The organism is Caulobacter vibrioides OR37 (genome assembly GCF_000372645.1).
GTDB classification, from domain to species: domain Bacteria; phylum Pseudomonadota; class Alphaproteobacteria; order Caulobacterales; family Caulobacteraceae; genus Caulobacter; species Caulobacter vibrioides_E.
Genome location: NZ_APMP01000022.1, coordinates 33247 through 57341, shown reverse-complemented (window position 1 = coordinate 57341; position 24095 = coordinate 33247). Strand labels below are relative to the sequence as shown.

Annotated in this window: 18 protein-coding genes; 10 read left to right on the top strand and 8 right to left on the bottom strand. The window is 62.7% G+C overall.

The genetic code is table 11. The features are described 5' to 3' along the window. Positions 1 to 51: 51 nt before the first annotated feature. The 5 genes from OR37_RS21130 (at position 52) to fcl (ending at position 6469) form a co-directional block, all read left to right on the top strand. Positions 52 to 1635, top strand: coding sequence for an endo-1,3-alpha-glucanase family glycosylhydrolase (locus tag OR37_RS21130; protein WP_165570622.1), 1584 nt, complete (start codon positions 52 to 54; stop codon positions 1633 to 1635). Positions 1636 to 2068: 433 nt separating this feature from the next. Continuing rightward, positions 2069 to 3169 carry a glycosyltransferase gene (locus tag OR37_RS21125; protein ID WP_131368835.1) on the top strand — a complete coding sequence of 367 codons (1101 nt, stop codon included), beginning with the start codon at positions 2069 to 2071 and terminating at the stop codon, positions 3167 to 3169. 336 nt (positions 3170 to 3505) lie between these two features. Next, a complete protein-coding gene (gene gmd / locus OR37_RS15165) occupies positions 3506 to 4582 on the top strand; it encodes a GDP-mannose 4,6-dehydratase (RefSeq protein ID WP_004621703.1) in 1077 nt (358 codons plus the stop codon). A gap of 42 nt (positions 4583 to 4624) precedes the next feature. After that, positions 4625 to 5512, top strand: coding sequence for a beta-1,6-N-acetylglucosaminyltransferase (locus OR37_RS21120; RefSeq protein ID WP_004621702.1), 888 nt, complete (start codon positions 4625 to 4627; stop codon positions 5510 to 5512). Positions 5513 to 5521: 9 nt separating this feature from the next. Then, complete coding sequence (fcl, locus tag OR37_RS15160; protein ID WP_004621701.1) at positions 5522 to 6469, top strand: GDP-L-fucose synthase; 948 nt, start codon at positions 5522 to 5524, stop codon at positions 6467 to 6469. Here the strand turns inward: fcl and OR37_RS21700 are convergent. Continuing rightward, on the bottom strand, positions 6461 to 6643 hold the full coding sequence (locus OR37_RS21700) for a hypothetical protein (RefSeq protein ID WP_131368834.1): 183 nt from the start codon (positions 6641 to 6643) through the stop codon (positions 6461 to 6463). The genes fcl and OR37_RS21700 overlap by 9 nt on opposite strands. Before the next feature lie 151 nt (positions 6644 to 6794). On the opposite strand from OR37_RS21700, the gene OR37_RS21695 reads away from it, so the two are divergent. Then, positions 6795 to 7886, top strand: coding sequence for a hypothetical protein (locus OR37_RS21695; RefSeq protein ID WP_131368833.1), 1092 nt, complete (start codon positions 6795 to 6797; stop codon positions 7884 to 7886). A 65-nt stretch (positions 7887 to 7951) separates the two neighbouring features. Here the strand turns inward: OR37_RS21695 and OR37_RS15155 are convergent, their stop codons facing one another. Beyond that, complete coding sequence (locus OR37_RS15155; protein WP_004621699.1) at positions 7952 to 9298, bottom strand: lipopolysaccharide biosynthesis protein; 1347 nt, start codon at positions 9296 to 9298, stop codon at positions 7952 to 7954. Next, positions 9295 to 10347 carry a hypothetical protein gene (locus OR37_RS15150; protein WP_131368832.1) on the bottom strand — a complete coding sequence of 351 codons (1053 nt, stop codon included), beginning with the start codon at positions 10345 to 10347 and terminating at the stop codon, positions 9295 to 9297. Before OR37_RS15150 ends, OR37_RS15155 begins: the two co-directional genes overlap by 4 nt. Before the next feature lie 375 nt (positions 10348 to 10722). Here OR37_RS15150 and OR37_RS15145 point away from each other — a divergent pair, with 375 nt between their 5' ends. Both OR37_RS15145 and OR37_RS15140 read left to right on the top strand, forming a co-directional pair. Beyond that, on the top strand, positions 10723 to 11661 hold the full coding sequence (locus OR37_RS15145) for a glycosyltransferase (RefSeq protein ID WP_004621696.1): 939 nt from the start codon (positions 10723 to 10725) through the stop codon (positions 11659 to 11661). 7 nt (positions 11662 to 11668) lie between these two features. Further along, complete coding sequence (locus OR37_RS15140; RefSeq protein ID WP_004621694.1) at positions 11669 to 12781, top strand: glycosyltransferase family 4 protein; 1113 nt, start codon at positions 11669 to 11671, stop codon at positions 12779 to 12781. Position 12782: 1 nt separating this feature from the next. On the opposite strand, the gene OR37_RS15135 is transcribed toward OR37_RS15140, so the two are convergent. Then, positions 12783 to 14093 (bottom strand): WcaI family glycosyltransferase, encoded by a 1311-nt coding sequence (locus OR37_RS15135; RefSeq protein ID WP_081612960.1) that lies wholly within the window; start codon positions 14091 to 14093, stop codon positions 12783 to 12785. Positions 14094 to 14693: 600 nt separating this feature from the next. On the opposite strand from OR37_RS15135, the gene OR37_RS15130 reads away from it, so the two are divergent. Further along, positions 14694 to 16205: a DUF1800 domain-containing protein gene (locus OR37_RS15130; RefSeq protein ID WP_004621690.1), complete on the top strand. Its 1512-nt coding sequence runs from the start codon at positions 14694 to 14696 to the stop codon at positions 16203 to 16205. 10 nt (positions 16206 to 16215) lie between these two features. Continuing rightward, positions 16216 to 17406 carry a DUF1501 domain-containing protein gene (locus OR37_RS15125; RefSeq protein WP_004621689.1) on the top strand — a complete coding sequence of 397 codons (1191 nt, stop codon included), beginning with the start codon at positions 16216 to 16218 and terminating at the stop codon, positions 17404 to 17406. Between the two features lie 9 nt (positions 17407 to 17415). Here OR37_RS15125 and OR37_RS15120 read toward each other — a convergent pair whose 3' ends face one another. From OR37_RS15120 to ptsP, 4 genes are read right to left on the bottom strand one after another with little or no spacing between them, the layout of a single operon-like run. After that, positions 17416 to 18132 carry a DUF6445 family protein gene (locus OR37_RS15120; protein WP_004621686.1) on the bottom strand — a complete coding sequence of 239 codons (717 nt, stop codon included), beginning with the start codon at positions 18130 to 18132 and terminating at the stop codon, positions 17416 to 17418. Then, positions 18129 to 19721, bottom strand: a complete 1593-nt coding sequence (locus OR37_RS15115) for a tryptophan halogenase family protein (RefSeq protein WP_004621683.1) — start codon at positions 19719 to 19721, stop codon at positions 18129 to 18131. Before OR37_RS15115 ends, OR37_RS15120 begins: the two co-directional genes overlap by 4 nt. A gap of 31 nt (positions 19722 to 19752) precedes the next feature. Beyond that, the gene (gene nagE, locus OR37_RS15110; RefSeq protein WP_035017509.1) at positions 19753 to 21546 is read right to left on the bottom strand and encodes an N-acetylglucosamine-specific PTS transporter subunit IIBC; all 1794 of its coding nucleotides are present in this window, start codon (positions 21544 to 21546) and stop codon (positions 19753 to 19755) included. A gap of 23 nt (positions 21547 to 21569) precedes the next feature. After that, positions 21570 to 24083 (bottom strand): phosphoenolpyruvate--protein phosphotransferase, encoded by a 2514-nt coding sequence (ptsP, locus tag OR37_RS15105; protein WP_004621679.1) that lies wholly within the window; start codon positions 24081 to 24083, stop codon positions 21570 to 21572. Between the last annotated feature and the right edge of the window lie 12 nt (positions 24084 to 24095).

The following is a 24095-nucleotide window of genomic DNA, read 5'->3' as shown; positions in this document are numbered from 1 at the left end:
TAACTAGCAATCGTCGTCGTTATGAATAAACGCTGCTTTTCAGTCCCACGCATGAACAACCAAGGAGGCAATTTCCTTGAATCGTTCCCCCTATCGCCAGGCGGCTTCAAGGAAAGCCAATGGGCTTTTGGCTGCGAGCCCCCTCAAACTTCGACGCGTCGACAAGCGCTATACGGCATGGGCGCCGCTTCTTTATCGAAATATATTCTAGAATTAATTACAACAAAATCCGGCAACAAAAACGACCACGCAGAATCATATTATCTCTCTGATCACGATATAGATGATAATGAAAATCTATATCCGTCCGGAAAGTTAGATATAAATCCAAATCGGATTGCCATAGCTCACTGGCATTTCTTCCCGCGCTCTATAGATAATAAGAACTGGCCCGACGATTATTATGAGTCCGGCTACCTATCGCCGAATGGGGAGCGCGGCATTCACCGCGCTTACGGCGGGTATGTGCGAAACCGCCCCCTTCCCCGGCCAGCGATCACTTCCACGCGCGAAGATTGGCGCATCGCGGACGCCAGAGACGAAATCACCATGGCAAAGCGCATGGGAATCGACTGCTTTCAGATGAACGAGGCAGGCGACTATTCCGCACACTCAAAAACTCAAATCATGATATCCGCGGCCACCCAATTTAATTCATTTAATATTATGCTCTCTATCGATTGCGATAGCATTTCCAGTTTAAGCGATCAAAAAGTGGCGGACTATTTTAATGCCTTCCGCTCCGCCTCACCAGTTCTACGCCACTCAGATGGAAAACTCGTCGTGGGCTGCTACAGGCCGGAAGCGATAGGCCCCTCTCGCTGGGCCTCTATAATCTCAAGGATTGGAGAGGATGTCTTCTTCCTTCCCACGTTCCTGGATATCCATTCAATCCAGAGCTATGCCGGCCTCGCATCAGGAATTTCGGTCTGGCGCGGAAATAAAATCTCCGATTTCGATCACGATAGCAGCATGAACACGGCTGCTGACTTCTGCGCCGCGAACAAACTAGAGTTCGCCGCGCAAGTCATGCCTCAAGATCATCGACCGAGATCGCAGGTCTATTGCGAGGCGCGCGGGAGTCGGAACCTCATCGCGGGCTTCGACTTCGCACGAGCCAGGACCGGTCGATACTTGGTGATCGGCACTTGGAATGACTATGCCGAGGGCCATGCGATCCAACCCTCTACACAGACTCAATTCGGCTATTCGGATGTAGCCAGATACCACCTCAGCTGGTGGAAGGGAGGGAGCCCGCCAACGATAGAGCGCGATGCCTTCTATTACTTCTACAGGCTGGAGCAAACGGGCGCCGCTGGCACCGGCGCCTTGCAAACCGCACCCCGATTTCACCTTCAGGCAGGTTCTGACGGTCCATACGACGAGATCGAGATGCTGGCGTTTTTAACTCGCCCCGCACGTCTATGGATTAACAATACCTATTTGGATGTCGGTTCCGGCATCCAACGCCTTCGCATCCCCTGGGCGCTTGGAACTCCGAAATTCAAGATTACCCGGCGTGAAAAATTGGTCGCCGAGCTGAGCGGCGGATGGGCGACACGCTCCACGTCCGACTACCAGGATCTCCTTTATCGCTCTGGTTCGTCCCTACGCCGGCCGATTACCATCTCGTAGCCGCGCGTCTTCGAAATCTTGGCGCGCTCGATAGTCTCGGCCCGCGCACCAAGGCATCGCCAAAACCCGCGATAGCGGCGTTATAAGAAATTCACAATATTTGCAGGAGGACCCAACGCCTCGGCGACGTCTTTCTCGTGCGACTTTCCTAGTCGTCGAGCGCTGTTCCCCCGCGCCGGGAGATATTGGTCGAGCCTAGAATGCAAGCGGCTATCGTCGTCGAGCTAAGCGTCCGAAGACACCAATACTCCCGCACCGCCCCGCAGCTCAACCACGGATTGCTCGCCGATGGCTCGGGGGGCGCGTCGCCTTGCCATTTTATCTCGGACGTTGGCGCGCTCGATAAAATCCCCAGCGGCGACGCCGAGGACCGCTCGTGAACCATTTAGCTCGCCATCGGCCAATAATCTTCGTTTGGGAAAATTTCGGCCCATTGCATGTCGATCGTTGCGAGGCGCTCGCCCGGGACGTTCCCGAAATCCCCGTCATCGGCCTGGAAATCCTTAGCCGAAGCAGTGATTATGACTGGATTAGCGAGTCCAGCAACTCTTTCAAAAAGATAACACTCTCTTCTCCGGAAGAAAGAGACCCTTGGTCGCCTTGGAAAATTATCTCCGCCATAGCGTCTAATCGACCCCAAGCAGTATTCTTTTGCCATTACCAACGACCGGAAATTTTGCTCGCGGCATTCATGGTTCGCGCGCTTGGAATCAAGACTTTTACGATGAATGATTCTAAGTTCGACGACTATAGGCGCGACCTTTGGCGTGAAGCGGTAAAGACTTTTTTCCTTCTACCTTATCAGGGAGCCTTGGCCGCCAGCCAACGCTCCGCGGATTATTTACGTTTTCTCGGCATCCAACGTCACCACATTGCCCTTGGATACGACGCGGTTTCTGTTTCCAGAATCCGTCATTTGGCGAATTCAGCTCCGGCTCCGGGCGGCGAGGATTTCGCCAATCGCCATTTCACCATCGTCGCGCGATTGATCCCCAAAAAGAATATCGCGCTCGCTCTGCGAGCGTTGGCCATCCTAGCTCGCGCCAACAAGCCGCGACGGCTAGTGATCTGCGGCTCGGGGCCCCTCGAAAGCGAACTGAAAGCGCTTAGCCAAGATCTCGGCCTATCGAATTTGGTCGAGTTCAAGGGATTTGTTCAGACTGAAGAGGTCTGCCGCACCCTGGCGACGAGCCTCGCGCTCATCTTGCCGAGCACCGAAGAGCAATTCGGCCAGGTTATTCCCGAGGCGCTTTCCATGGGCGTGCCGGTTCTGGTGTCCGACAACTGCGGGGCGCGCGACCATTTGGTCAAAACCGGGATAAACGGCTTTGTGTTCGAACCGTCAAACGCCGAAGGCCTCGCCTTTTTCATGCGTCTCCTCTCGTCCAGTGAATCCACTTGGACGGAGATGGCCAAGGCCGCGGCCGATAGCGCTTCCTTGGGAGATGTGGGCGATTTCGTGAACGGCGTCAGGCAGCTGCTTGGCGCGGTCTCGACCCAGGCGAAATCACGACCACGGTCGCCGCGCCTCTGAACGCCCCCTCTCAACCGGGCGCTCGGCCTTCCGCGCGGAGCGGGCGTCGAAGGAGACGGCTTTAGGTATAGCGCGCCTCTCGTCTCGGTCGACGAAATCCCCGTTAGATCTTCTCCTCGATCTCTTCACAAATGAGCCGCGCCGAAAGGACGGGCGCCGAATGTCTTTGCGCTGTCCATTTGGTTAAATATCTATGATGGCGCGCGACGCCTATTTCACGCTCAATGGCAGCTTTTGTCGTCGACGCCGCGACATTGGAGTCGCATCGGCCAAAAGCTTCCGCTAAAGAGCCCTTACGCAAGGCTGAATAGCCGCGTTCTTGAAGGTGGGGACCTGATGACGGTGGAAAGCAATGGTAAGGTCGCGCTCATCACGGGCGTGACCGGGCAAGATGGCGCGTATCTTTCGGAGCTGCTGCTCGCGAAGGGCTATACGGTCCACGGCGTGAAGCGGCGCTCGTCGTCGTTCAACACCGGCCGCCTCGAGCACATCTACCAAGATCCGCACGAAGCCAACCCGCGCTTCATCCTGCATTACGGCGACATGACCGACAGCACGAACCTGATCCGGATCGTGCAGCAGACCCAGCCGGACGAGATCTACAACCTGGCGGCCCAGAGCCACGTCCAGGTCAGCTTCGAGACCCCGGAATACACCAGCAACGCCGACGCCACCGGCACCCTGCGCCTGCTGGAAGCCATCCGCATCCTGGGCCTGGAGAAGAAGACCCGGTTCTACCAGGCCTCGACCTCGGAACTGTATGGCCTGGTCCAGGAAGTGCCGCAGAGCGAGAAGACCCCCTTCTATCCGCGCAGCCCCTACGCCGCCGCGAAGCTCTATGGCTACTGGATCGTGGTCAACTACCGCGAGGCCTACGGCATCCACGCCAGCAACGGCATCCTGTTCAACCACGAGAGCCCGCTGCGCGGCGAGACCTTCGTCACCCGCAAGATCACCCGCGCCGTCGCGGCCATCAAGCAGGGCTTCCAGGACAAGCTCTATCTCGGCAATCTGGACGCCAAGCGCGACTGGGGCCACGCCCGCGAATATGTCCGCGGCATGTGGCTGATGCTGCAGCAGGACACGCCGGACGACTACGTCCTGGCCACCGGCGAGACCACCCTGGTGCGTGACTTCGTGACCAAGGCCTTCTCGGAAGTCGGCATCACGATCACCTGGTCGGGCGCCGGCGTCGACGAGAAGGGAACCTGCGCCGAGACCGGCAAGGTCCTGGTCGAGGTCGACCCGCGCTACTTCCGCCCGACCGAGGTCGAGCTGCTGATCGGCGACCCGACCAAGGCCAAGACCAAGCTCGGCTGGGTGCACGAAACCAAGTGGCAGCAGCTCTGCGCCGAGATGGTCGCCGCCGACATGATCAATGTCGCCCGGGAGCAGCGCAGGAACGCGGAATAGGCAGCCCAAAGTTTCGCCCCACGGATAGTCGCGGAGGCTCCCTTGAACCAGATCGCCTTTCTAGTTCTCGCGCATGGCGACGAGGCGCACCTCAGGCGTTTGACACAAAGACTAAAGCCTAACCCCATCTTTGTGCATTGGGACTTGAAGTCCGGCTCTCCGCCATCAATAGACGGGGTTGAATTCATTACCAAGAGAAAGGCGGTTTACTGGGCTGGATTTTCGATGGTCGAGGCAACTATAGAACTTATAAGAGCCGCGCTTCTCAAATATAGCAATGTCGAAACACTGGCGCTTCTCTCGGGATCTTGCTACCCGGCAAAAAATATAAATGCCATCAACGAATCCATTTCCAAGATGGAATTGAGCTCAATTAATTGCTTCCGCGCCTCAGAATCTCCTCACCTCAAAAATCTGCTGGCTAAGCGGGTTTGGAGAGATGGCATACTTCCAAGGCAGATATCCGGAAATTCCCTGGGGCGCTTTTCGGAAAAGGCCATCAGAAAAATCCTTAATGCAGCGCTCGGCTTGATATCGAAGAGGAAGCCCGAAGATCTAGTGCTCTATCACGGATCTCAATGGTGGGTCCTTCGGAAGGAAATCGCGGAGTACGCACTAAGAATATTCGAAACGAGACCGGATATTGTCAATTTCTTCCGATTCACTTTTGCGCCAGACGAATCATTCTTCCACTCCGTTGTTCATAGTTCACACCTGAGTGAAAAATGCTCGCCCCCGATAAAGAATGTCGAGCGAGGCGTTTTCTTGACCGCGAATATACATTTGATAGACCGCAGCCTAAGCAGAACCTTCAAAGAAGACGACTTGGAAGAAATAATACAATCCAGAAAGCTCTTTTTCAGGAAGGTCGACACCAAGTCATCGTCCAGCCTGCTGGATAAGATCGATCAAGCGGCAGACGGAAACTAGAGCGCAGCCATGAACGACGAACAAGTCATCTTTCCCCTCAAGGGCAAGCGCGTCTGGGTGGCCGGCCATCGCGGCATGGTCGGCTCGGCGATCGTGCGTCGCCTAGCCTCGGAAGGCTGTGAGATCCTGACCGCCGGCCGCGACGTCCTCGACCTCGAGCGCCAGAGCGCCGTCGAGGCCTGGATCGCGGCGAACAAGCCCGACGCCATCTTCATGGCCGCGGCCAAGGTCGGCGGCATCCTGGCCAACGACACCTATCCGGCCGACTTCCTCTACAACAACCTGGTCATCGAGACGAACATCGTCGACGCGGCCTGGCGCAGCGGCGTCGGCAAGGTGCTGTTCCTCGGCTCGTCATGCATCTATCCGAAGTTCGCGCCGCAGCCGATCACCGAGGACAGCCTGCTGACCGGCCCGCTGGAGCCGACCAACGAGTGGTACGCGATCGCCAAGATCGCCGGCATCAAGCTGGCCCAGGCCTATCGCAAGCAGCACGGCTGCGACTTCATCAGCGCCATGCCGACCAACCTCTACGGCATCGGCGACAACTTCGATCTGAACAGCAGCCACGTCATGCCGGCCCTGATCCGCAAGGCCCACGAGGCCAAGCTGGCCGGCGCCGACAGCATCACGATCTGGGGCACGGGCACGCCGCGCCGCGAGTTCCTGAACGCCGACGACTGCGCCGACGCCTGCGTGTTCCTGATGAAGACCTATTCCGACTTCGAGCACGTCAATGTCGGCTCGGGCGAGGACATCACCATCCTTGAGCTGGCGCGGCTGGTCTGCGAGGTTGTGGGCTTCGAGGGCGAGATCATCACCGACACGTCCAAGCCCGACGGCACCCCGAGGAAGTTGATGAGCGCGGACAAGCTTAGGGGGATGGGATGGAAGCCGAAGATCTCGCTACGGGAGGGCCTAGAGAGAACGTACAGATACTATAGAAATTCACTCTAATGCTGCACGCAGGCAGAAATTAAAAATAGAAGAAATTATGAGTAAAGCGACAAATATTAGGATTACCAAATCCATATCCGCCATATCAATTTCCATGGCGGCTTCCGCTATCGTACTTTCTCTATCATTCTTTTTTGGAAACTCATACTCAACCGCCCGGGTTATATTGGCCATGTCCCTGGCCCCGTGCGTATATGGCCTATATTCAAGCATAAATAAGCCAGACGTTAAATGGTTCGAGATATTTTCCAATCTATATCTAGTTTCTATTCTTATAATTCCAGGAATATTCCAATCTGCTAACGGCTTCTTTCCATTCTACCGCATGAGCTACGATGAGACGTCCGTCACTGCGGCGGCTGCCATCACCCTCATGTTTTGCACGACCTTCAATGCGGGGTGCGCGCTCGCCTGGGCACTCCCAAAGCAGCAACGCGCGAATCCGAAAGCCACGACCCTCTCCCCAGGTTCGGCGCTTTTGCTGATTTTTGGACTTTGTCTGCTATCGCTGGCCATCGCATCCGTAATCGGCATCGACAAATTCGTGAACTTTCGGCGAGAAGGTTTCGGCATCGCCCTCGACCCAACCAAGCAGGCCGAGATACAACTTTCTCGATCCCTGTCGTTCTGCGCACTTATACTATCATTTCACCTTTTTGGAAAAATCAAATCACCACCATCATCTATATCTTTACTGATATCTATCGTTGTTTTTTCTTTTGTGAACTTCCCACCAGCCCTAGCAAGGTTCGTTCTATTTGGTTATATCATATCTATTTTCATACTATTCTATCCACTATCCGCGTATTTCAAGAAAATATTCTCTATTGTATTTTACCCCATAGGGGTCCTGACGTTATTTCCGTACATCGACCACCTTACGCGAGGAAATGTCAGGAAGGATTTTTCCTTTTCGCCTGGAAATTATATTATTTACTCGGGAGATCTGGACAGCTTCCAATCCGTCATCAATATATACAACTGGATATCCCGAGACGGCATTCAACTTGGTAAGCAACTCCTTTCATCGGCACTCTTCTTTATTCCTAGAGAGATGTGGGAGGGCAAATCTTATCCAACTGGATCAATCGCCGCTCTGAAGAACGGATATTCGTATTCCAACATTTCAGCGCCCATGCCAGGAGAAATATTCTCCGATTTCGGTTGGCTGGGGCTTATCTTCGCAGGCGCGGCGACAGGTCTGATTGTGGGAGCGGTCGATAGAACCGCGAATTTCAATCAAGGCAGGTTTCATACTATGGCGCTCTGCGCCACACTTGCCGGCTTCGCGGCCATCCTTTTCCGCGGATCCCTGATGTCCATCTTGGGTCCAGTAGCCTTGACCGTGTTGTCCTGTCACCTTCTCTCGCTGGCCGAGACGCGGCTTCGGGAAAGGCCACCACAGGTTAGCACTTAGGGCTTCGATCGACGTGATGCGGCTAACGTCACCGCATCACGTCGCGGCTCAGGTTTCCGTCCGTATTAAGAATTGCTGGTCCCCGCACCCGCAATACGCGTCAAAAGGCGTGTCCATGCATAATGTGATGGCATAACTGGCACCCCGAGCGAGCGGCAGTTCATCAGCCACGTGAAAACGGCCCCACAGCCGGTGGCGGTCATCGCTGCCGTTGCGACGCCCACACCCGCCAACGGCTTTGCAAGTAGCAACGCGAGCGCGGGACTGCCGAGAGTGCTGATCAGCCCCCCGACAATATTCCACCTGAGCCGCCCCGTCCCTATGCCAAGAAAGTATCCCGGCGCCGAGACGGTGTTGAAGAACCAGCCTGCCGCCAGAATGCAGGAGAACACGATAAACAGAGAATCCACATGATGCAGCCAGACCAGGCTGATCAGCGGAGAGCCAACCGCCATCCCGAGCATTGAAATGCCGGAAGCCGCCGCCATCACCGTTAGAGCGCTCTCGTATATTCTCCGCATCTCGGCGGCGTCGCGCTCATACGCCGCCGCGAAAAGCGGCGGCAGATTCTGGCCGGGCGCGACAACGAGCTGGCGCACCTGCAAAATGCCTCTCGAGGCGAGTTCGTACATGCCAAGCGCGCTCAACCCGCCCAGCGACGAGAAGGCGAACTTGGTGAAAGGTTCGAACAGGAAGCTGGCGATATTCAGCGCCTGCAAGCGTAGCCCAAAACCCATCAGTTCCCGGAGGGGCGCCATGCGGACGCGCCATGGCAGCACGAAGCCCGTCTTGCCCGCCGCGCGCGCGACGAGAAACCATCCCGCGCCGGTCAGAAGCAGGTACTGGACGATCTGCGCCAGGGCCACGCCCCGCAGACCCAGGGTCTTGACGGAGGCCACGGCGACACCCGCTTGCGCCATCAAGGTCACGAGCATCAACATGCTCTTCTGGTAGGATCGATGGAAGCCGACCAGCGCGCCGGTCAACACGTTGGCGATATTCTGCAGCACGAACGACCCGATGGCGAAGGGCAGCAGCGACCGGGCCTGCTCCAGCGCTGGACCGTGTATGCTGAGGCCAAGCCCCCACCACGCGGGCCAATACAGCACGAACCCCAAAACCAGATAGAAGGCCGTATTGGTCAAGAGCGCCGTCTCCACATAGACGAGCGCCTCCTCCCCGCCCTGCCCTCGGGCCTGCGAGACGGCGACATACCGTCCCAAGCCGCCGGACGCGCCCAGGTCGGCCACCCGCGCCAGAGACGTGGTCGCCAGCACCAGCGACCAGACGCCGAGTGAAGCGACGCCCAGGTGCTTGAGGATCAAGCGGTACAGAACGAACAGGACAAGACTTGAAAGCAGAACCTCCAATAGGTTCCAAACCGCGTTGCGCTTCAAACCTCCGGTGGTCACAGCGTGCTCTCCGCCATGGGCACGCCAAGCGCGCGGGATAGCACCTCGGCGCTTCGCCGCCGCATGGCCCTCACCTTGGCCGATGGAGCTTCCACCGCCGGGGGGGGCGTGGAGAGCAGCCTCGCCACGGCCTCGGTGTCGTCCCACGGCGCCGCCAAGGTCGGATGGTCGAGGATTTGCGCCAACCGTTGAACGTAAGCGCCGTCGCGCACCATCACCGGCTTGCCCAGCTGCACCGCGCGCCCAAAAATGCCCGAGGCTTGGTCGTATTCCGGAGCATAACACCCCCAGACCATCGAGGCCTCGTTATAGAGATCCTTCAGCTCGGCGTCGCTCACGAAGCGGTCGATCAGAACCCCGCCTTGCTCGGCGAACCGGCGCGCTTTTTCCCTCGACGCGCCAGAGATTTTTCCGGCCGCGACAAAGAGCCACCGCTCTCTGGCGGCGGGATGTCTGTCCCAGACATCCGACAGAAAATCGAAGCCCTTGTCTCGGCTCTGCGCGCCCAGAGCGACCATGACCGGCCGCCCTCCAGAGGCCGCGCGGATATCGTCCGCGAGCCCGGTGGCCGCGTCATCCGAGCTCGGCGCAAGATCCCAGAGCTGCGGATCATGGATCCAGTCATCCGCGATCGCGGAGAAGGCCGGATCAAGTTCGAACGGCATGATGGTGATGATCGTGATAAGCGGCAGGCCCCTTATCGCCCTCAGCAAAATGCGCTTGAGCACATGCTTGGGCGCGCTGGAGCGCACGACTTCCCCAGGGCGAAAAAGCAGCGCGCAACTGCGCTTTCCCAGTAGAGCGCGCAGGACGCCCACGAGAAGAAACCCCAGCGTGTGCTCTTCGAGCATTGGCGAAAAGATGGCCTTCGAACTCAATACGTCAGAGAAACGAAGACGCCTTGTCTCGACCTCGGCCCCGCCTTTGGCGGCCATTTGCTGAAATAGAGCGATAAATTCGCGACGGTGCCCGTCCTCACCATCGACGACGATCAAAAGCCGCGTCATGCCCCACGCAAAACCATCTGTAACAGGCAAGATCGCCGTCACCGTTTCCTGCTAGCGCGACGGGCACTTCAAAACAAGCACTCAACATGGGCCAGGAAAAATTCACCAGCCCGTCGCTTAAAAATAACGCTATGAAAACTTCATTCAAAATTATATTTCATGATTGGCTTACCCCGGCACATCAATCATATTAACAGAAATGTGCCAAACTATTATTCAAAATAATAACGCGTCATTCGTGAATTTTTACCGTTTACTTCATTTCCAACTTCTCCATAGTTTAATTTTTATAACCATGAATTACAATCAAAGCGTTATCTATCAGTGAAAATATGCTTAGGGATTTACACCCTCTCTATTCCGCCCTAAGAATATCTTGCTTCGCGCATCTCGGCCGCTCAAGGGCAAGGAAGAAAAATGGGCGGTTTAGCTCCGATCGCTATCTTCTCCTTTCGTCGCCCGCGCCATCTCGCGGCGACGCTGGAAGCTCTGCAACGCTGCCCGGAGTTCTCGGCCTCGGACGTCATCGCCTACTCGGACGGCCCCCGGGGTCCCTCCGACAGCGACGACGTGGCGGAGGTTCGGCGGCTGCTGCGCGCCCGCAAGACCCCGAACATGACGATCGTCGAGCGCCCCAACAATGTCGGGCTCGCCAATTCGATCATCGAGGCCGTGACCGAGATCACGCAACGCGCGGGCCGCGTGATCGTCATCGAGGACGACCTGATCCTGCAGCCCGCGGCCCTCGCCTGGCTGAATCGCGGCCTCGACGCCTACGAGGCCGCCGAGGACGTCATGCAGATCAGCGCCTACCAATATCGCTCGCCGTTTCTGGCGCGGCGCGAGACCGGCGGCTTTCAGCATTTCGCGACGACGTGGGGATGGGCGACCTGGGCGCGGGCCCGGGCGAAATTCGATGCGTCCGCCTCGGGCTGGCGGGCGGTGCGGGATGACCCGTCCGTGCGCCGCGCTTTCGACTCCGATGGGGTTTATCCGTTCTCGGACATGCTGGAAAAGCAGATGAGCGGGAAGCTGGACAGCTGGGGAATCCGCTGGTCGTGGAGCGTCTTCCGCAACAACGGACTGACGCTGATGCCGCCCCGCTCGTTGGTGCGCAACATCGGCTTCGACGGCACGGCGACCCACAACAGTCTCGGGCCGCTGAAACGCTTCGTCACCGCGCCCGCGCCCTTCCTGTGGGAAGGCTCCGAGCCCCCCACGCTGCCGGACCGGGTCGTCGTCGATCCGGAGGCCGAAGCCGCGTTCCGCCGCGCCCTGAGGGGAACCCACGCGCTGCGCAATCACCGGATCAAGCGCGTGCTGGCGCGGATCGGCTTCGCGCGCTTCGCGACCTGATCTCACCGTGAAAGACAGCCCCCAGATCGTCGCGGTCGCGCAGCTGCCCCCTCCGGTGACCGGCCTCTCGCTGGTGAGCCAGCGGATGGTCGAACTCTTCCGCGACCAAGGCCTCCTGCGCGGCGCCGCCAATATCGGTCCGCCCGTCCGAACCTCCACCGCGGCGAAAATGCTCGTCCGCACCGCAAGATCTCTTTCCGCCTGCCTGAAAATCTTCACCTGGAGACAGAGCGGCGCGTCCATTCTTTATCTGCCGACAGACAGCAACAGCGGCCTCTACATCAATATCTTGATTACGCTATGCGCTCGATGGGCTGGATATGGCGTCTATTTCCATCACCATAACTTCTCCTATATAGACCGCCATTCTCCAGCGATGGAGCGGCTGATCCGATCAGCCCCTCGCGGCGCAGTCCACATCTTCCTCTGCGAGGAGATGGGCAAGCGCTTCGCCGCCCGCTATGGAACAGCCTGGGAGACCGCGAAGGCCGCCGCGTTCGTGCTGCCGAACGGCTTCATGGTCGACGAGCATTCCCTCGCGCCGCGTGACGCCGGCGACCTGATCATCGGCCACCTCTCCAACCTGTCCCAGGAAAAGGGCGCGCTGAGATTTATCGATCTCTTCAGGACGCTTCGTCAGGACGGCGTCTCGGTGGCGGCGAAAATGGCCGGGCCATGTCACGACCCAGCGGTGGCTCGGGCCATGGAGGCGGCCGCCCGCGATTACCCGAAGGATTTCGTCTGGCTCGGCCCCGTCTACGGAGAGAAGAAGCTGGACTTCTACCGCTCGATCGACGCCTTCGTGTTCCCCACCGAATACGCGAACGAAGCTCAGCCACTGGTTCTGCTCGAGGCCCTGGCGCAGGGCGCGGCGGTGCTTTCAACCGATATTGGCTGCATCGGCTGCGACCACGGCGGCGCGCCGGGCGCCATATGGCCGAAAGAGACGTTTCAGCAGGGCGCTCTTGCGTGGCTGACGGCTTTCAGCGCCGATGGCGAGCTCAGAACGGCGACACGGTCGGCGGCGCGATCGTGGTTCGAGAAGCACCGACGCGAGAGCCTGGCCGCGCTAAGCGCCTTGACCTCAAGGATCGGGACGGACGGGTCGCGTCTTACCTGATCTATCCCGCCCGAGGCGCGGGTGAGGGGGAGACCGCGCCGCGCGCGAGATGGCTCAATTTGAAAAGCTCGGCCTCCAGGCCATCGATCACCGACGACCGCCGCCAGCGCTGCTCGGCGCGCGCTCTCGCGGCGACGGCGAAGTCGCGGCGAAGGGTCTCTTCGGTCGCCAGACGCAGAATCGCATCGGTCATCGCGATCGCGTCGCCCGGCGCGACGGCTAAGCCGCAGCCCTCGACCTCGATCGCGAGGCCCGTCCCCGCGCCAGCCATCGCGACGACGGGGCGACCGGACGCCAACATGCCTGTTAGCTTGGACGGCAGGACCAGATCAGCGGCCTCCGCGCGCTGCGGCAACAGATGGATATCCGCCGTCGCGAGAAGTTCGGAAAACATCTCGGTCGGCTGCAGATCCAGAAAGCGGACATTGCCGCGTTCCGCGCATGCCGCCTCCAGCACGCCCTTCAGCGGCCCCTGGCCGCACAGCAGCAGCGTGACCTTGGTTGACCGCGCCTCGAGCAACGCGGCCACCTCGGCCAGGACTTCCAGGCCCTGCTTGCCGGCCATGTTTCCCGAATAGAGCGCGACAATGTGATCGATCGGGATCCCAAGCGCCGCGCGGTAGGATGTGTTGCTACTCGGCCAGGCCGTGACGGCGTCGACATCCACCCAATTGCGGACTTCCAGCGCCACATCCTCGCTTATCCCCTTGCGAATAAGGAGGCGCCGCATGCTTTCGGAAATCGTCGAGATGCGATCGAATCCGGCCAACAAGGATCGTTCAAGCCGCTCCGCCCAACGTCGCGCGGTATCTCCTCTCAGCATTCCTAATTCGAACGCCGCGTCGACTTCGAAGTCCTGGATGTGCAGCCATGATCGAGCGCCGGACAACTTCGCGGCAAGCAGAGCCGCCGGCGCCGACATAAGAGACGGCGCCACGGCGAGAACAATGTCCGGGCGCTTCGTCATGGCATTCAGAACCGCGGACGGAAGCGATGTCACCGCGAAAGACAGATGATGCAGCAGCCTCGTCAAGCCATTGGGCTTCTTCGGCACGTACAATGGCGCCCGGGTCAGTTGAACACCATTCAGCCTTTCCGACCGCCACAGACCGCGATAGGCCGCCGGAATGGTCCAAGAAGGATAGTAAGGCGGCGCTGTCACGACGTTTAACTCATGCCCGCGTCGCGCAAGCTCCTCACACAACTCCGTCGTATATTTCGGTATGCCAATGAAATCGGGGGCGTAGTTAAGGCCCACGACCAGTATTTTCAAAGCCTTAGACGGCATGAACCTTACATCGGACTCTTGCATGAGATCAGCTTCGCCCAATGCCCCCAAAAACCTCAGAGAAATGAATTAAAACACATCAAATAATATTCATGCACATAGATACAAACCTAAAATTATCCTTTAAATTTATGATATGATGGAAATATGCATAAACACTAATCAGCGGACAGCATGGCGTATCGAATAAATATCGCAACGATGGCAACCCCTAAGGCAGCCGAAATAGAAATCCAAATTATTTTCTGAATCTTAGCCTGCTGACGCAGCTTCGCTCGCGTGGAGCTTCTTTTTTGACGCAACCGCCGACGTTTGGGCTCTTCAGCCATTAGAAATAGACACCCCACTCTAGCCGCCCGATCGGTCGCTACTCCGATTTAGCGGAACACGACGAACATTCTTTCGATAGGTATTAGCGGCTTGCAGGCCCGCCGTCAGCGCTCAAAGCCAATTTAAGCTCCAAGCGTAAGGATTGACTGCGCCGCCCCCACCGCCGTCGCGACCGCCCAGCGACGGAATCACATCGCCCCCCCGTTCTATATCCCGTAGCCGCGGCCGCCGGCCTTGGTATCGCCACGCGTTGTACCAAGGCTGTCATCGCGGAGAACGAGAGTGGAGCCCGCCATGGTCGCACGCCAAACGCAACTGGTTCTGGCAGCCGCGCTGATCGCCGGGAGCGCGCCGGGAGGAGCATTCGCCGCCTCGACGCCGGACGTCGCCCCGCTCGTCGATCGCGTCACCTGGGGCGACACCTCGCAAAGCGTGGCCGAGGCCGAGCGGGTGGGGCCGGAGCGCTGGCTCAAGCAGCAACTGCATCCGTCCGCCCAGGCCGCCCTGCCCGCGCCGGTCCAGGCGCAGATCGACGCCCTGCGGATCTCGACGACGCCGGTGGCCAAACTGGTCGTCGACATGGACGCCCAGGGCAAGGCGGCCGGCAAGCTGCAGGACCCGGCCGAACGCCAGGCCGCGCAGTCGGCCTATCAGAAGGCCATGTACGACCTGCGTCAGCAGGCGGCGTCGCGGTCGCTGCTGCGCGACCTCTATTCCCCGAACCAGCTGCAGGAGCAGATGACCTGGTTCTGGTTCAACCACTTCAACGTCCAGGCCGACAAGCGCGACATCCGCGCCATGGTCGGCGACTACGAAGACCAGGCCATCCGCCCCCACGCGCTGGGCAAGTTCAAGGACCTGCTGAAGGCCGCCGACCTGCATCCGGCCATGCTGCGCTATTTGGACAACGACCAGAACGCGGTCGGGCACATCAACGAAAACTACGCCCGCGAGATCCTTGAGCTGCACACCATGGGCGTCGGCTCGGGCTACAGCCAGCAGGACGTCGAGCAGATGGCGCGGGTGCTGACCGGCGTCGGCGTCAGCCTCAATCCCGATCCGCCCAAGCTGAAGCCCCAGCAGCAGGAGTTCTATGTCCGGCGCGGCCTGATGGAGTTCAACCCGGCCCGCCACGACTTCGGCGAGAAGGTTGTTCTGGGGCGCAAGATCTCCGGAACCGGCCTCTCCGAATTCGAGTCCACCCTGGACGCCCTGGCTCGCCAGCCGGCCACGGCCAAGCACATCTCGACCAAGCTGGCCCTCTATTTCATCGGCGACGCGCCGCCCGCGCTGGTCGACAAGATGAGCGCCACCTTCCTGCGCAGCGACGGCGACATCGCCGAGACGCTCAACACGCTCTTCCATTCCGACGCCTTCAAGGCCTCGCTCGGCAAGAAGGTCAAGGACCCGGTCCACTATGTCGTTTCGGCGGTCCGCCTGGCCTATGACGGCCACCCGATCGCCAATACCGGCCCGATGCGCGGCTGGATCGACCGGCTGGGCCAGAGCCTCTACGGCCGCGAGACGCCCGACGGCTATCCGCTGGAGGACACGGCCTGGTCCGGTCCTGGCCAGCTGACGGCGATGTTCGAGCTGGCCCGGCAGATCGGCTCCGGTTCATCGGGCCTGTTCAAGCCCGACGGCGGCGAGGACCAGCCGGCCTTCCCGCAGTTGCAGAACGCGCTCTACTACGCGCGCACGAAAGACCACCTCAGTCCCCAGACCCAGACCGCCCTGGCCCAGGCCAAGTCGCCGGCCGAGTGGAACACCTTCTTCCTGTCTTCCCCCGAGTTCCTGCATCGATGAGGCCGCCGCCATGCGTCGACGTGATTTCCTGACCGCTACTCTTGGCCTCTCGGCCGCCGCCGTCACAGGCCAGGCCTGGAGCGCCCCAGCGACCGATCAGCGCTTCCTCGTGATCTTCCTGCGGGGCGGCTATGACGCCGTCAACGTGGTGATCCCGACCTACAGCGACTTCTACTACCAGAGCCGCCCGACCATCGCGATCGCCCGGCCCGATCCGGCCAATCCGAACGCGGCCCTGCCGCTCGACAACGACTGGAGCCTGCATCCGGCGCTGAAGGACAGCATCTATCCGCTGTGGCAGAAGAAGCAGATCGCCTTCGTGCCGTTCGCCGGCACGGACGACATGACTCGCAGCCACTTCGAGACCCAGGACACGATCGAGCTGGGCCAGCTGGTCGCCGGCCCGCGCGACTACCGCTCCGGCTTCATGGCGCGCCTGGCCGGTCAGCTCTCCGGATCGCGTCCGATCGCCTTCACCTCGCAGCCGCCCCTGACCTTCCATGGCCAAACCGCCGTGCCGAACATCTCGGTGGCCAGCGTCAACAAGCCCGGCGTCGACGACCGCCAGGCCCGGCTGATCGAGCAGATGTACAAGGGCCAGGCCCTGCAGGCGGCCGTGGACGAGGGCTTCGCGGTTCGGGACAAGGCCTACTCGGCGCTCGCCGGCGAGATGATCGCCGCCAACCGAAACGCGGTCTCGCCCAGCGGCTTCGAACTGGCCGCCCGCCGCGTCGCCCGCCTGATGAAGACCGACTACAACCTGGCCTTCATGGATGTCGGCGGCTGGGACACCCACGTCAACCAGGGCGGCGCGACCGGCGTCCTGGCCGACCGGATCGGCCAGCTGGGACGCGGCCTGGCGGGCCTCGCCGACGAAATGGGGCCGGATGCGTGGTCCAAGACCACAGTCGTCGTGCTGTCGGAGTTTGGCCGGACCTTCAAGGAGAACGGCGACAAGGGCACCGACCATGGTCACGGCAGCGTCTATTGGGTGCTGGGCGGTTCGGTCCGAGGTGGCCGGATGGCGGGCGATCAGGTCAGGCTGGCGGCCGATACGCTGAACGACCGGCGCGACCTGCGCGTGCTCTCCAGCTATCGGAGCATCTGCGCGGACCTGGTCTCCCGGCGCTTCGGCCTGACCCAGGCCAATATCGATCGGGTCTTCCCGGGCGAGACGCTTCGCAGCTTCAGCCTGACCTGATCCGCGCGTTCAGGCGGTTTCGTAGCGATAGAAGGTGTTCACGGTCAGCCGCCCCTCGCGCGGGTCGAGCGAGACGGGCGCGTCGGGCAGGATGCCCGCGTGCAACAGGCGGCTGGGATAGACCACGATCCGGTCGAAGGCCGCCTCCACCGCGCCGATCCTTTCGAACAGCGCTCCGGACGCGCGGATATAGCCCGGCGGGATGGGCCCAGCATCGATCTGGCGGCGCAAGGTCGTGAAGAAGGCCTGGGACCGTTCGGGGTCGACAACGTCCAGACCGGTCTCGCGATGGCGATAGAAGGCCGTGCCGCCGTGATCGGGCCCGCACAGATAATGCAGGATCGCCAGCTGGTTCGGTTCCGGCGTGTCGATGTGCGGCAGGCGCTGGGCGGGGCTGGCCTGGTCGGCCGGCAAGGTGGCCATCGACAGCGCGCAGCTGACCCCGGCCCGCCCCCCGGGCGGGACCCCGAACGTCTCGGCCAGGTAGGGCCGCAAGGTCCGCACCAAGGCCTGGACATAGGCGGCCGGCGCCGGGGCGCGCACGCCGGGATAGAAGTTGGCCGCCGGCTTGACCGGCGCCAGGACGGCGGTCTCGGCGGCGTGATCGACGAGCGCCTGGCCGCCGCCCAGCAATCCGTCCAGGATCAGGATCGGGGTCCGGGCGGAGCCGACCTCCAGGCGCTCGGCGCGAGGATCGGTGCGCGGCTCGAAGACGAGCTCGCTCACCGTTGCACGGTCTCACCGACCTCGGCGAGGCCCGGGGCCGGCGCCGGGCTTAAGAAGCCTCGGCCATGCACCGCGTTCAGCAGCAGCCGATGATCGGGCAGGCCGGCGGCGGCGCGCTTGCCCGCCTCCTGAACGCGGGCGAAGTCGGCGCGGGCCAGGGCGACATGGTCGTGCGCGGCCGGATCGACCTGGGTCGGATAGCCCATGCCATAGAGAATGTACTGGTAATTGAAGTACTTGAAGCTCTCGTGCAGGTTCGGGAAGTCGAACATGTTGGGCGGCCGGTGCTTCCACATCTCCAGATGATCCCGCAGGGTTTCGGGGATCGAGGCGGGGTCGCGGTTATCCGTCCAGAACGCGTTGTCGGCCCGCTGGCTGATGCAGTAGTGCAGCTTGATGAAGTCGATGGCCCGTAGGTAGCGATCGGTCATGGCCTGGTTGAACTGCCGGGCGGCGGCCTCGAAACCGCCATGACGCGGCAGGTTGCGGGCCAGCATGTAGGCGGCGGCCTCGATCAGCACGATGCCGGTCGATTCCAGGGGCTCCAGAAAGCCGCCCGACAGACCCACGGCCACGCAGTTCTTGATCCAGTGCCGGGCGCGGTGGCCCACCTTCAGCTTCAGCAGGCGCGGCGTCAGGCCATCCCCCGCCCTGCCGACATAACCGCGTAGAATCTCCTCCGCGCGATCCTCGCTGGTGTGGCGGCTTGAGAAGACATAGCCGGCGCCGCGTCGCTCCGGCAGGCCGATGTCCCAGGTCCAGCCCGCCTCGTGAGCGGTCGAGATCGTCGTGGTCGACACGGGCGCGTCGGGCCGGTCATAGGGAACCTGCATGGCGAGAGCCCGATCGACGAACAGAGTGTCGCTCTTGTCGATCCATTCGCCGCCCATGGCCTTGCCGATCAACGCGCCGGCGAAGCCCGTACAGTCGATATAGAGGTCGGCGGTCAGCTCGCCGTGCTCGGCCGTCGCGATCGAGGCGATGGCGCCGTCCTTAGCCTTGTTCACGGCGGTCACATTGCCCAGCAGGTGCTTGACGCCGGTCAGCTTGCCGACATCCCGCAGCAGGTTCGCCAGTTTTCCGGCGTCGAAATGGTAGGCATAGGCCATCGGCCCGCCGTACTGCGGATCGTCCAGCCGCTTGGGCGCGCGGCCGGCCTCGCAGACCTTGTCCTGCAGGGTGACGGCGTCGGAAAAGGGAATGTCGCCCGCCGCGCCCAACAGCCAGTAGGGCGCCAGATCCAGGCCCCCGTTCAGCAGCCGCGGACTGGCGAACGGATGGTAGTAGTGGCTATGGACGCCGTCCTTCGGCGCGGTCTTCCAGTCGACGAAACGAATGCCCTGCTTGAAGGTCGCCCCGGCCCCGCGCATGAACTGGGCCTCGTCGATCCCGATCGTGCGCAAGGTGTTCTGGATGGTCGGGAACGTGCCCTCGCCCACCCCGATGATGCCGATCTCGCTGGACTCGATCAGGGTGATCCGCACCCCATCCGGCCGAAGACCGCCCAGCCGTCGGGCCAGATAGGCGGCGGTCAGCCAGCCGGCCGTGCCGCCGCCCACGATCAAAATGTCGTCGATCGGCTTGTTCACGAGACCTTCCCTTTAAGCGACGCGTCGGCGGTCAGGCCGGCAGCCGGCGGCGAACCGCCTCGCCGATCCGTTCGGCCTTCGGCCCTAGAACCACGTGGACCACCTTGTCGCCGATCCGGACGACGCCGCGCGCGCCCAGGGCCTTGAGGGCCGGCTCGCTGACGGCGCCCCGGTCGGCCACCACCAGGCGCAGACGGCTCGAGCAGGCGCCGACGCTCTCGAGGTTCGCCGCCCCGCCCAGGGCGCCCAGCAGCGCCTCGGCCTCGCGATCGTCCTCGGCCGAGGGCGTCGCCGACGGCGCGGCCTTGACCGGAGCGGACGTGATCGCCGGGACGGGCGCCGCCCCCATCGCCGCGCGGATCTCGCCGGCCACGGTGTCGGCGATCGGCCCCAGCACGACCTGCAGCGCCTTGTCGGACGGCCGGACGACGCCCCGCGCGCCCAGGGCCTTCAGAGCCCCTTCGCTCGCCGCGCCCTGGTCGACGACGATGAGGCGCAGCCGCGTCGTGCAAGCGTCGACGCTACTCAGGTTGTCCGCGCCGCCCAGGGCGGCCAGGAAGTCGGCCCCGCGCCCGCCGCCGGTGACGACGGTCTCGACGGCGACAGCCTCCTCGTCCTCGCGGCCGGGGGTCTTGAGGTTGAAACGCTGAATGGCGAACCGGAAGACGCCATAATAGATCGCGCCATAAACCAAACCCACCGGGATCAGCAGTAGCGGTCGGGTGGCCTTGCTGAAGTTCAGCACATAGTCGAACAGGCCCGCCGAGAAGCCGAAGCCCAGCTTCACGCCCAGCATGTCCATCAGCGCCATGGCCAGGCCCGTCAGCACCGCGTGGATCGCGTAGAGCGCCGGGGCCAGGAACATGAAGGTGAACTCGATCGGCTCGGTCACGCCGGTCAGGAACGAGGTCAGGGCCAGCGACGCCAACATGCCCGCCACGGCCTTGCGGCGTTCGGGCCGGGCGGTGTGCAGCATGGCCAGGCACGCGGCGGGCAGGCCGAACATCATCACCGGGAAGAAGCCGCTCATGAACGCGCCGGCGGTTTTGTCGCCGGCCGCGAAGCGATTGAGATCGCCGGTCACGCCGTTGAAATCGCCCAGGATGAACCAGACCACGTTGTTGAGGATGTGATGCAGGCCCGTGACGATCAGCAGGCGGTTCATCAGGCCATAGACGAACAGGCCAAGGTCGCCCGAGGCCGTGACCAGTCCGCTGAGGCCATCGACGCCGGCTTCCAGCGATCGCCAGCTGAAGCCGAACACCAGGGCCAGCAGCACTCCGGCCAGGCCGGCCACGATCGGCACGAAGCGCCGTCCGCCGAAGAAGGCGAGATATTCGGGCAGCTTGACGTTGCTGTAACGGTTATAGAGCCAGCCGCTGATGACACCCGACAGAATGCCGACCGGGATCGAGAGCTTGCCGATCTCCTTGGCCTTCCAGGCCGCCGCCGCCAGGTCCTTGGCGCTGGCGACCACCTTGGCCGCAGCCTCGGGCGGAACGACCATCAGGGCGTCGACGCCCTTGGTGGCGATCACATAGCAGACGACGCCGGCCAGACCCGCCGCCCCATGGTTCTCGCGCGCCAGACCGACGGCCACGCCGATGGCGAAGATCAGGCCCAGGCTTCCGAAGATCGCGCCGCCGGCCGCGCCGAACGTGTTGGCGACGGTCAGCGACAGGCCGTGCGTGGCGGCGGCCAGGCCCGGCGCGCCCAGAAGATCGGTCTGGCCGATGCGCAGCAGCAGGGCCGCCATGGGCAGCACCGCGATCGGCAGCATCAGGGCCCGACCCAGCGGCTGGAGGATCTCGAGCGGAGACTTCATCTTCATGATGCGGATCCCGGCCTCTACAGGGCCTTGGCGAGGTCGCGGACGGCCTCGGGCGTGGTCTGGTCAAGCGCCCGTCGCGCCAGGTCGCGGCAGGCGTCGAGCGACAGGTCGCGGACGCGGGCCTTCACCTCCGGCGCGATCGACGCCGTGGTCGAAAGCTCCGTGACGCCCAGGCCCAGCAGGATCGGCGTGGCGACGACGTCCGAGGCCAGTCCGCCGCAGACGCCGACCCAGCGACGATGCCGCGCCGCGCCCTTGCAGGTCTGGTCGATCATCCGCAACACCGCCGGATGCAGCGCGTCGATCCGCGCCGCCAGTTCGGGATTGCCTCGGTCCATGGCCAGCACGTACTGGGTCAGGTCGTTGGTGCCGACCGACAGGAAATCGGCCTCGGCGGCGATCAGGTCGGCGGTGACGGCGGCGGCCGGCGTCTCGATCATCACGCCCAGCTCGATCGTCTCGACCACGCCCAGCTCGCGCTTGGCCTCGTCCAGTACGGCGCGGACGGCGCGCAGCTCGTCCAGGCTGGCGACCATCGGAACCATGATCCGGCACTGGCCCAGGGGGGCGACGCGCAGGATGGCGCGGAGCTGGGTCTTCAGGAGATGCGGCCGCCACAGGCTGACGCGAACGCCGCGCAGGCCCAGGGCCGGGTTCTCCTCGGCCGGGATCGGCAGGTACGGCGCGGCCTTGTCGCCGCCGACGTCCAGGGTGCGGATGATCAGCGGCCTGCCGTCCAGGGCCGAGGCGACGGCCTGGTACTGGCGGGCCTGCTCGTCCTCGTCCGGCGGGGTCTCGCGATCAAGGAACAGGAACTCGGTGCGCAACAGGCCCGAGCCCTCGGCTCCGTTGGCCACGGCGGCCTCGGCGTCCTTGACCGAGCCGGTATTGGCGAACACCTCGATGCGAACGCCGTCCTTGGTCACGCAGGGCTGGTGCGCGGCGGCCTTGGCGGCGGCCTTGCGCTGCTGCCTCTGGGCGAGCGTGGTCTGCGCGGCTTCGAGCGCCGGCGCGTCCGGCGCCACGCGCAAGGTCCCGCCATCGGCGTCGAGGATCAGGGTCGCGCCGTCCTCGACGCCCAGCACGGCTCCGCCCACCGCGACCAGGGCCGGAACGCCCATGGCGGCGGCCAGGATGGCGACATGCGAGGTCGGGCCGCCGCGCGCGGTGGCGAAGCCGGCCACGGCGCCGGGATCCACCCCCATCAGCTGCGAGGGCAAAAGTTCGTCGGCCAGCAGGATCGCGCCGGGCGGCAACACCGCGCCCTCGTCCTCCTCGCCGCTGAGGGCGCGCAGCACCTGGCGCTCCAGATCGATGAGGTCGTCGACGCGCTCGGCCAGACGGCGGTCGCCCAGGCCACGCAGGGCCTCGACATAGCCGCCCACGGCCTTGCGCCAGGCGTGGCCGGCGCTCTTGCCCTGACCGATCAGGCGACGGGCCCCGGCGGCCAGTTCGGGATCCTCCAGAAAGGCCAGGTGCGCGCCGAGGATGGCCTTGCGCGCCTTGTCGCCGCCGCGCCCGTCGTCCTGGGCGGCGGCCGTCTCGATACGGGCCCGAACCTTGGCGAGGGCGGCGGCCAGGGCCGCCTCCTCCTCGGCGACGCCTTCGCCTTGCTCGCGCACGACGATGTCGGCGGCGGCCAGGCGCACGGCCTTGCCGATGGCCAGACCCGGCGCGGCCATCACGCCCTTCAGCACGCCGTCGCGGGGCGGTTCGACCGGGCCGACCGGCTCGGAGACCGCGCCTGCCGAGGTCTTGGCCGGAACCGGACCGCCCTCGCCCATGCCGCCTTCGATCAGCGCGGCGACGGCCTGGACGGCGGCCCCGGCGTCCGGGCCCGAGGCCACGACCTGGACGGTGTCACCGTGGCGGATGGCCAGGGACATGACGGCGACCGGGCTCTTGGCGCTGGCTCGGCGGTTGACGGCGGCCAGCGCGACCTCGGCCGTGAAGTCGCGGGCCGTCTCGGCGATACGGGCGGCGGGACGCGCGTGGATGCCGTGGACCAGGGGAACGATCACCTCGCGCGAGACCTCGTCGGCCTCGACCACGCTGGACGCGGCCGTCTCGCCAAGCGGCGCCAGCTCCATCAGGAAGTCGCCGACGCCGATCTCGCGATCCTGGTCGCGGCGCACGATGGTGAAAGCGTCGAGATTGGTCACCACCACCGGCGTGATCAGACTGCGCGCCTTCTGGGCCAGAAGGTCGAGGTCGAAGGCCAGCAGCTTGTCGCCGGCCTTCACGGCCTGGCCTTCCTTGACGAAGACGGTGAAGCCCTCGCCGTTCAGGGCCACCGTCTCCAGGCCCACATGCATCAGGATCTCGGCCCCGTTGGCGGCGCGCAAGGTCACGGCGTGACGGGCGCGATGCACCGTGACCACCGTCGCGTCGCAGGGGGCGTGCAGGGTCGAGTCCAGCGGATCGATCGCCAGGCCGTCGCCCAACATGCGCTCGGCGAACACCGCGTCGGGCGTCTCGTCGAGCGGCGCGATCCAGCCCTTCAGCGGCGCGGAAAGAACAAGGTTGGACACGGGCGGCGCTCT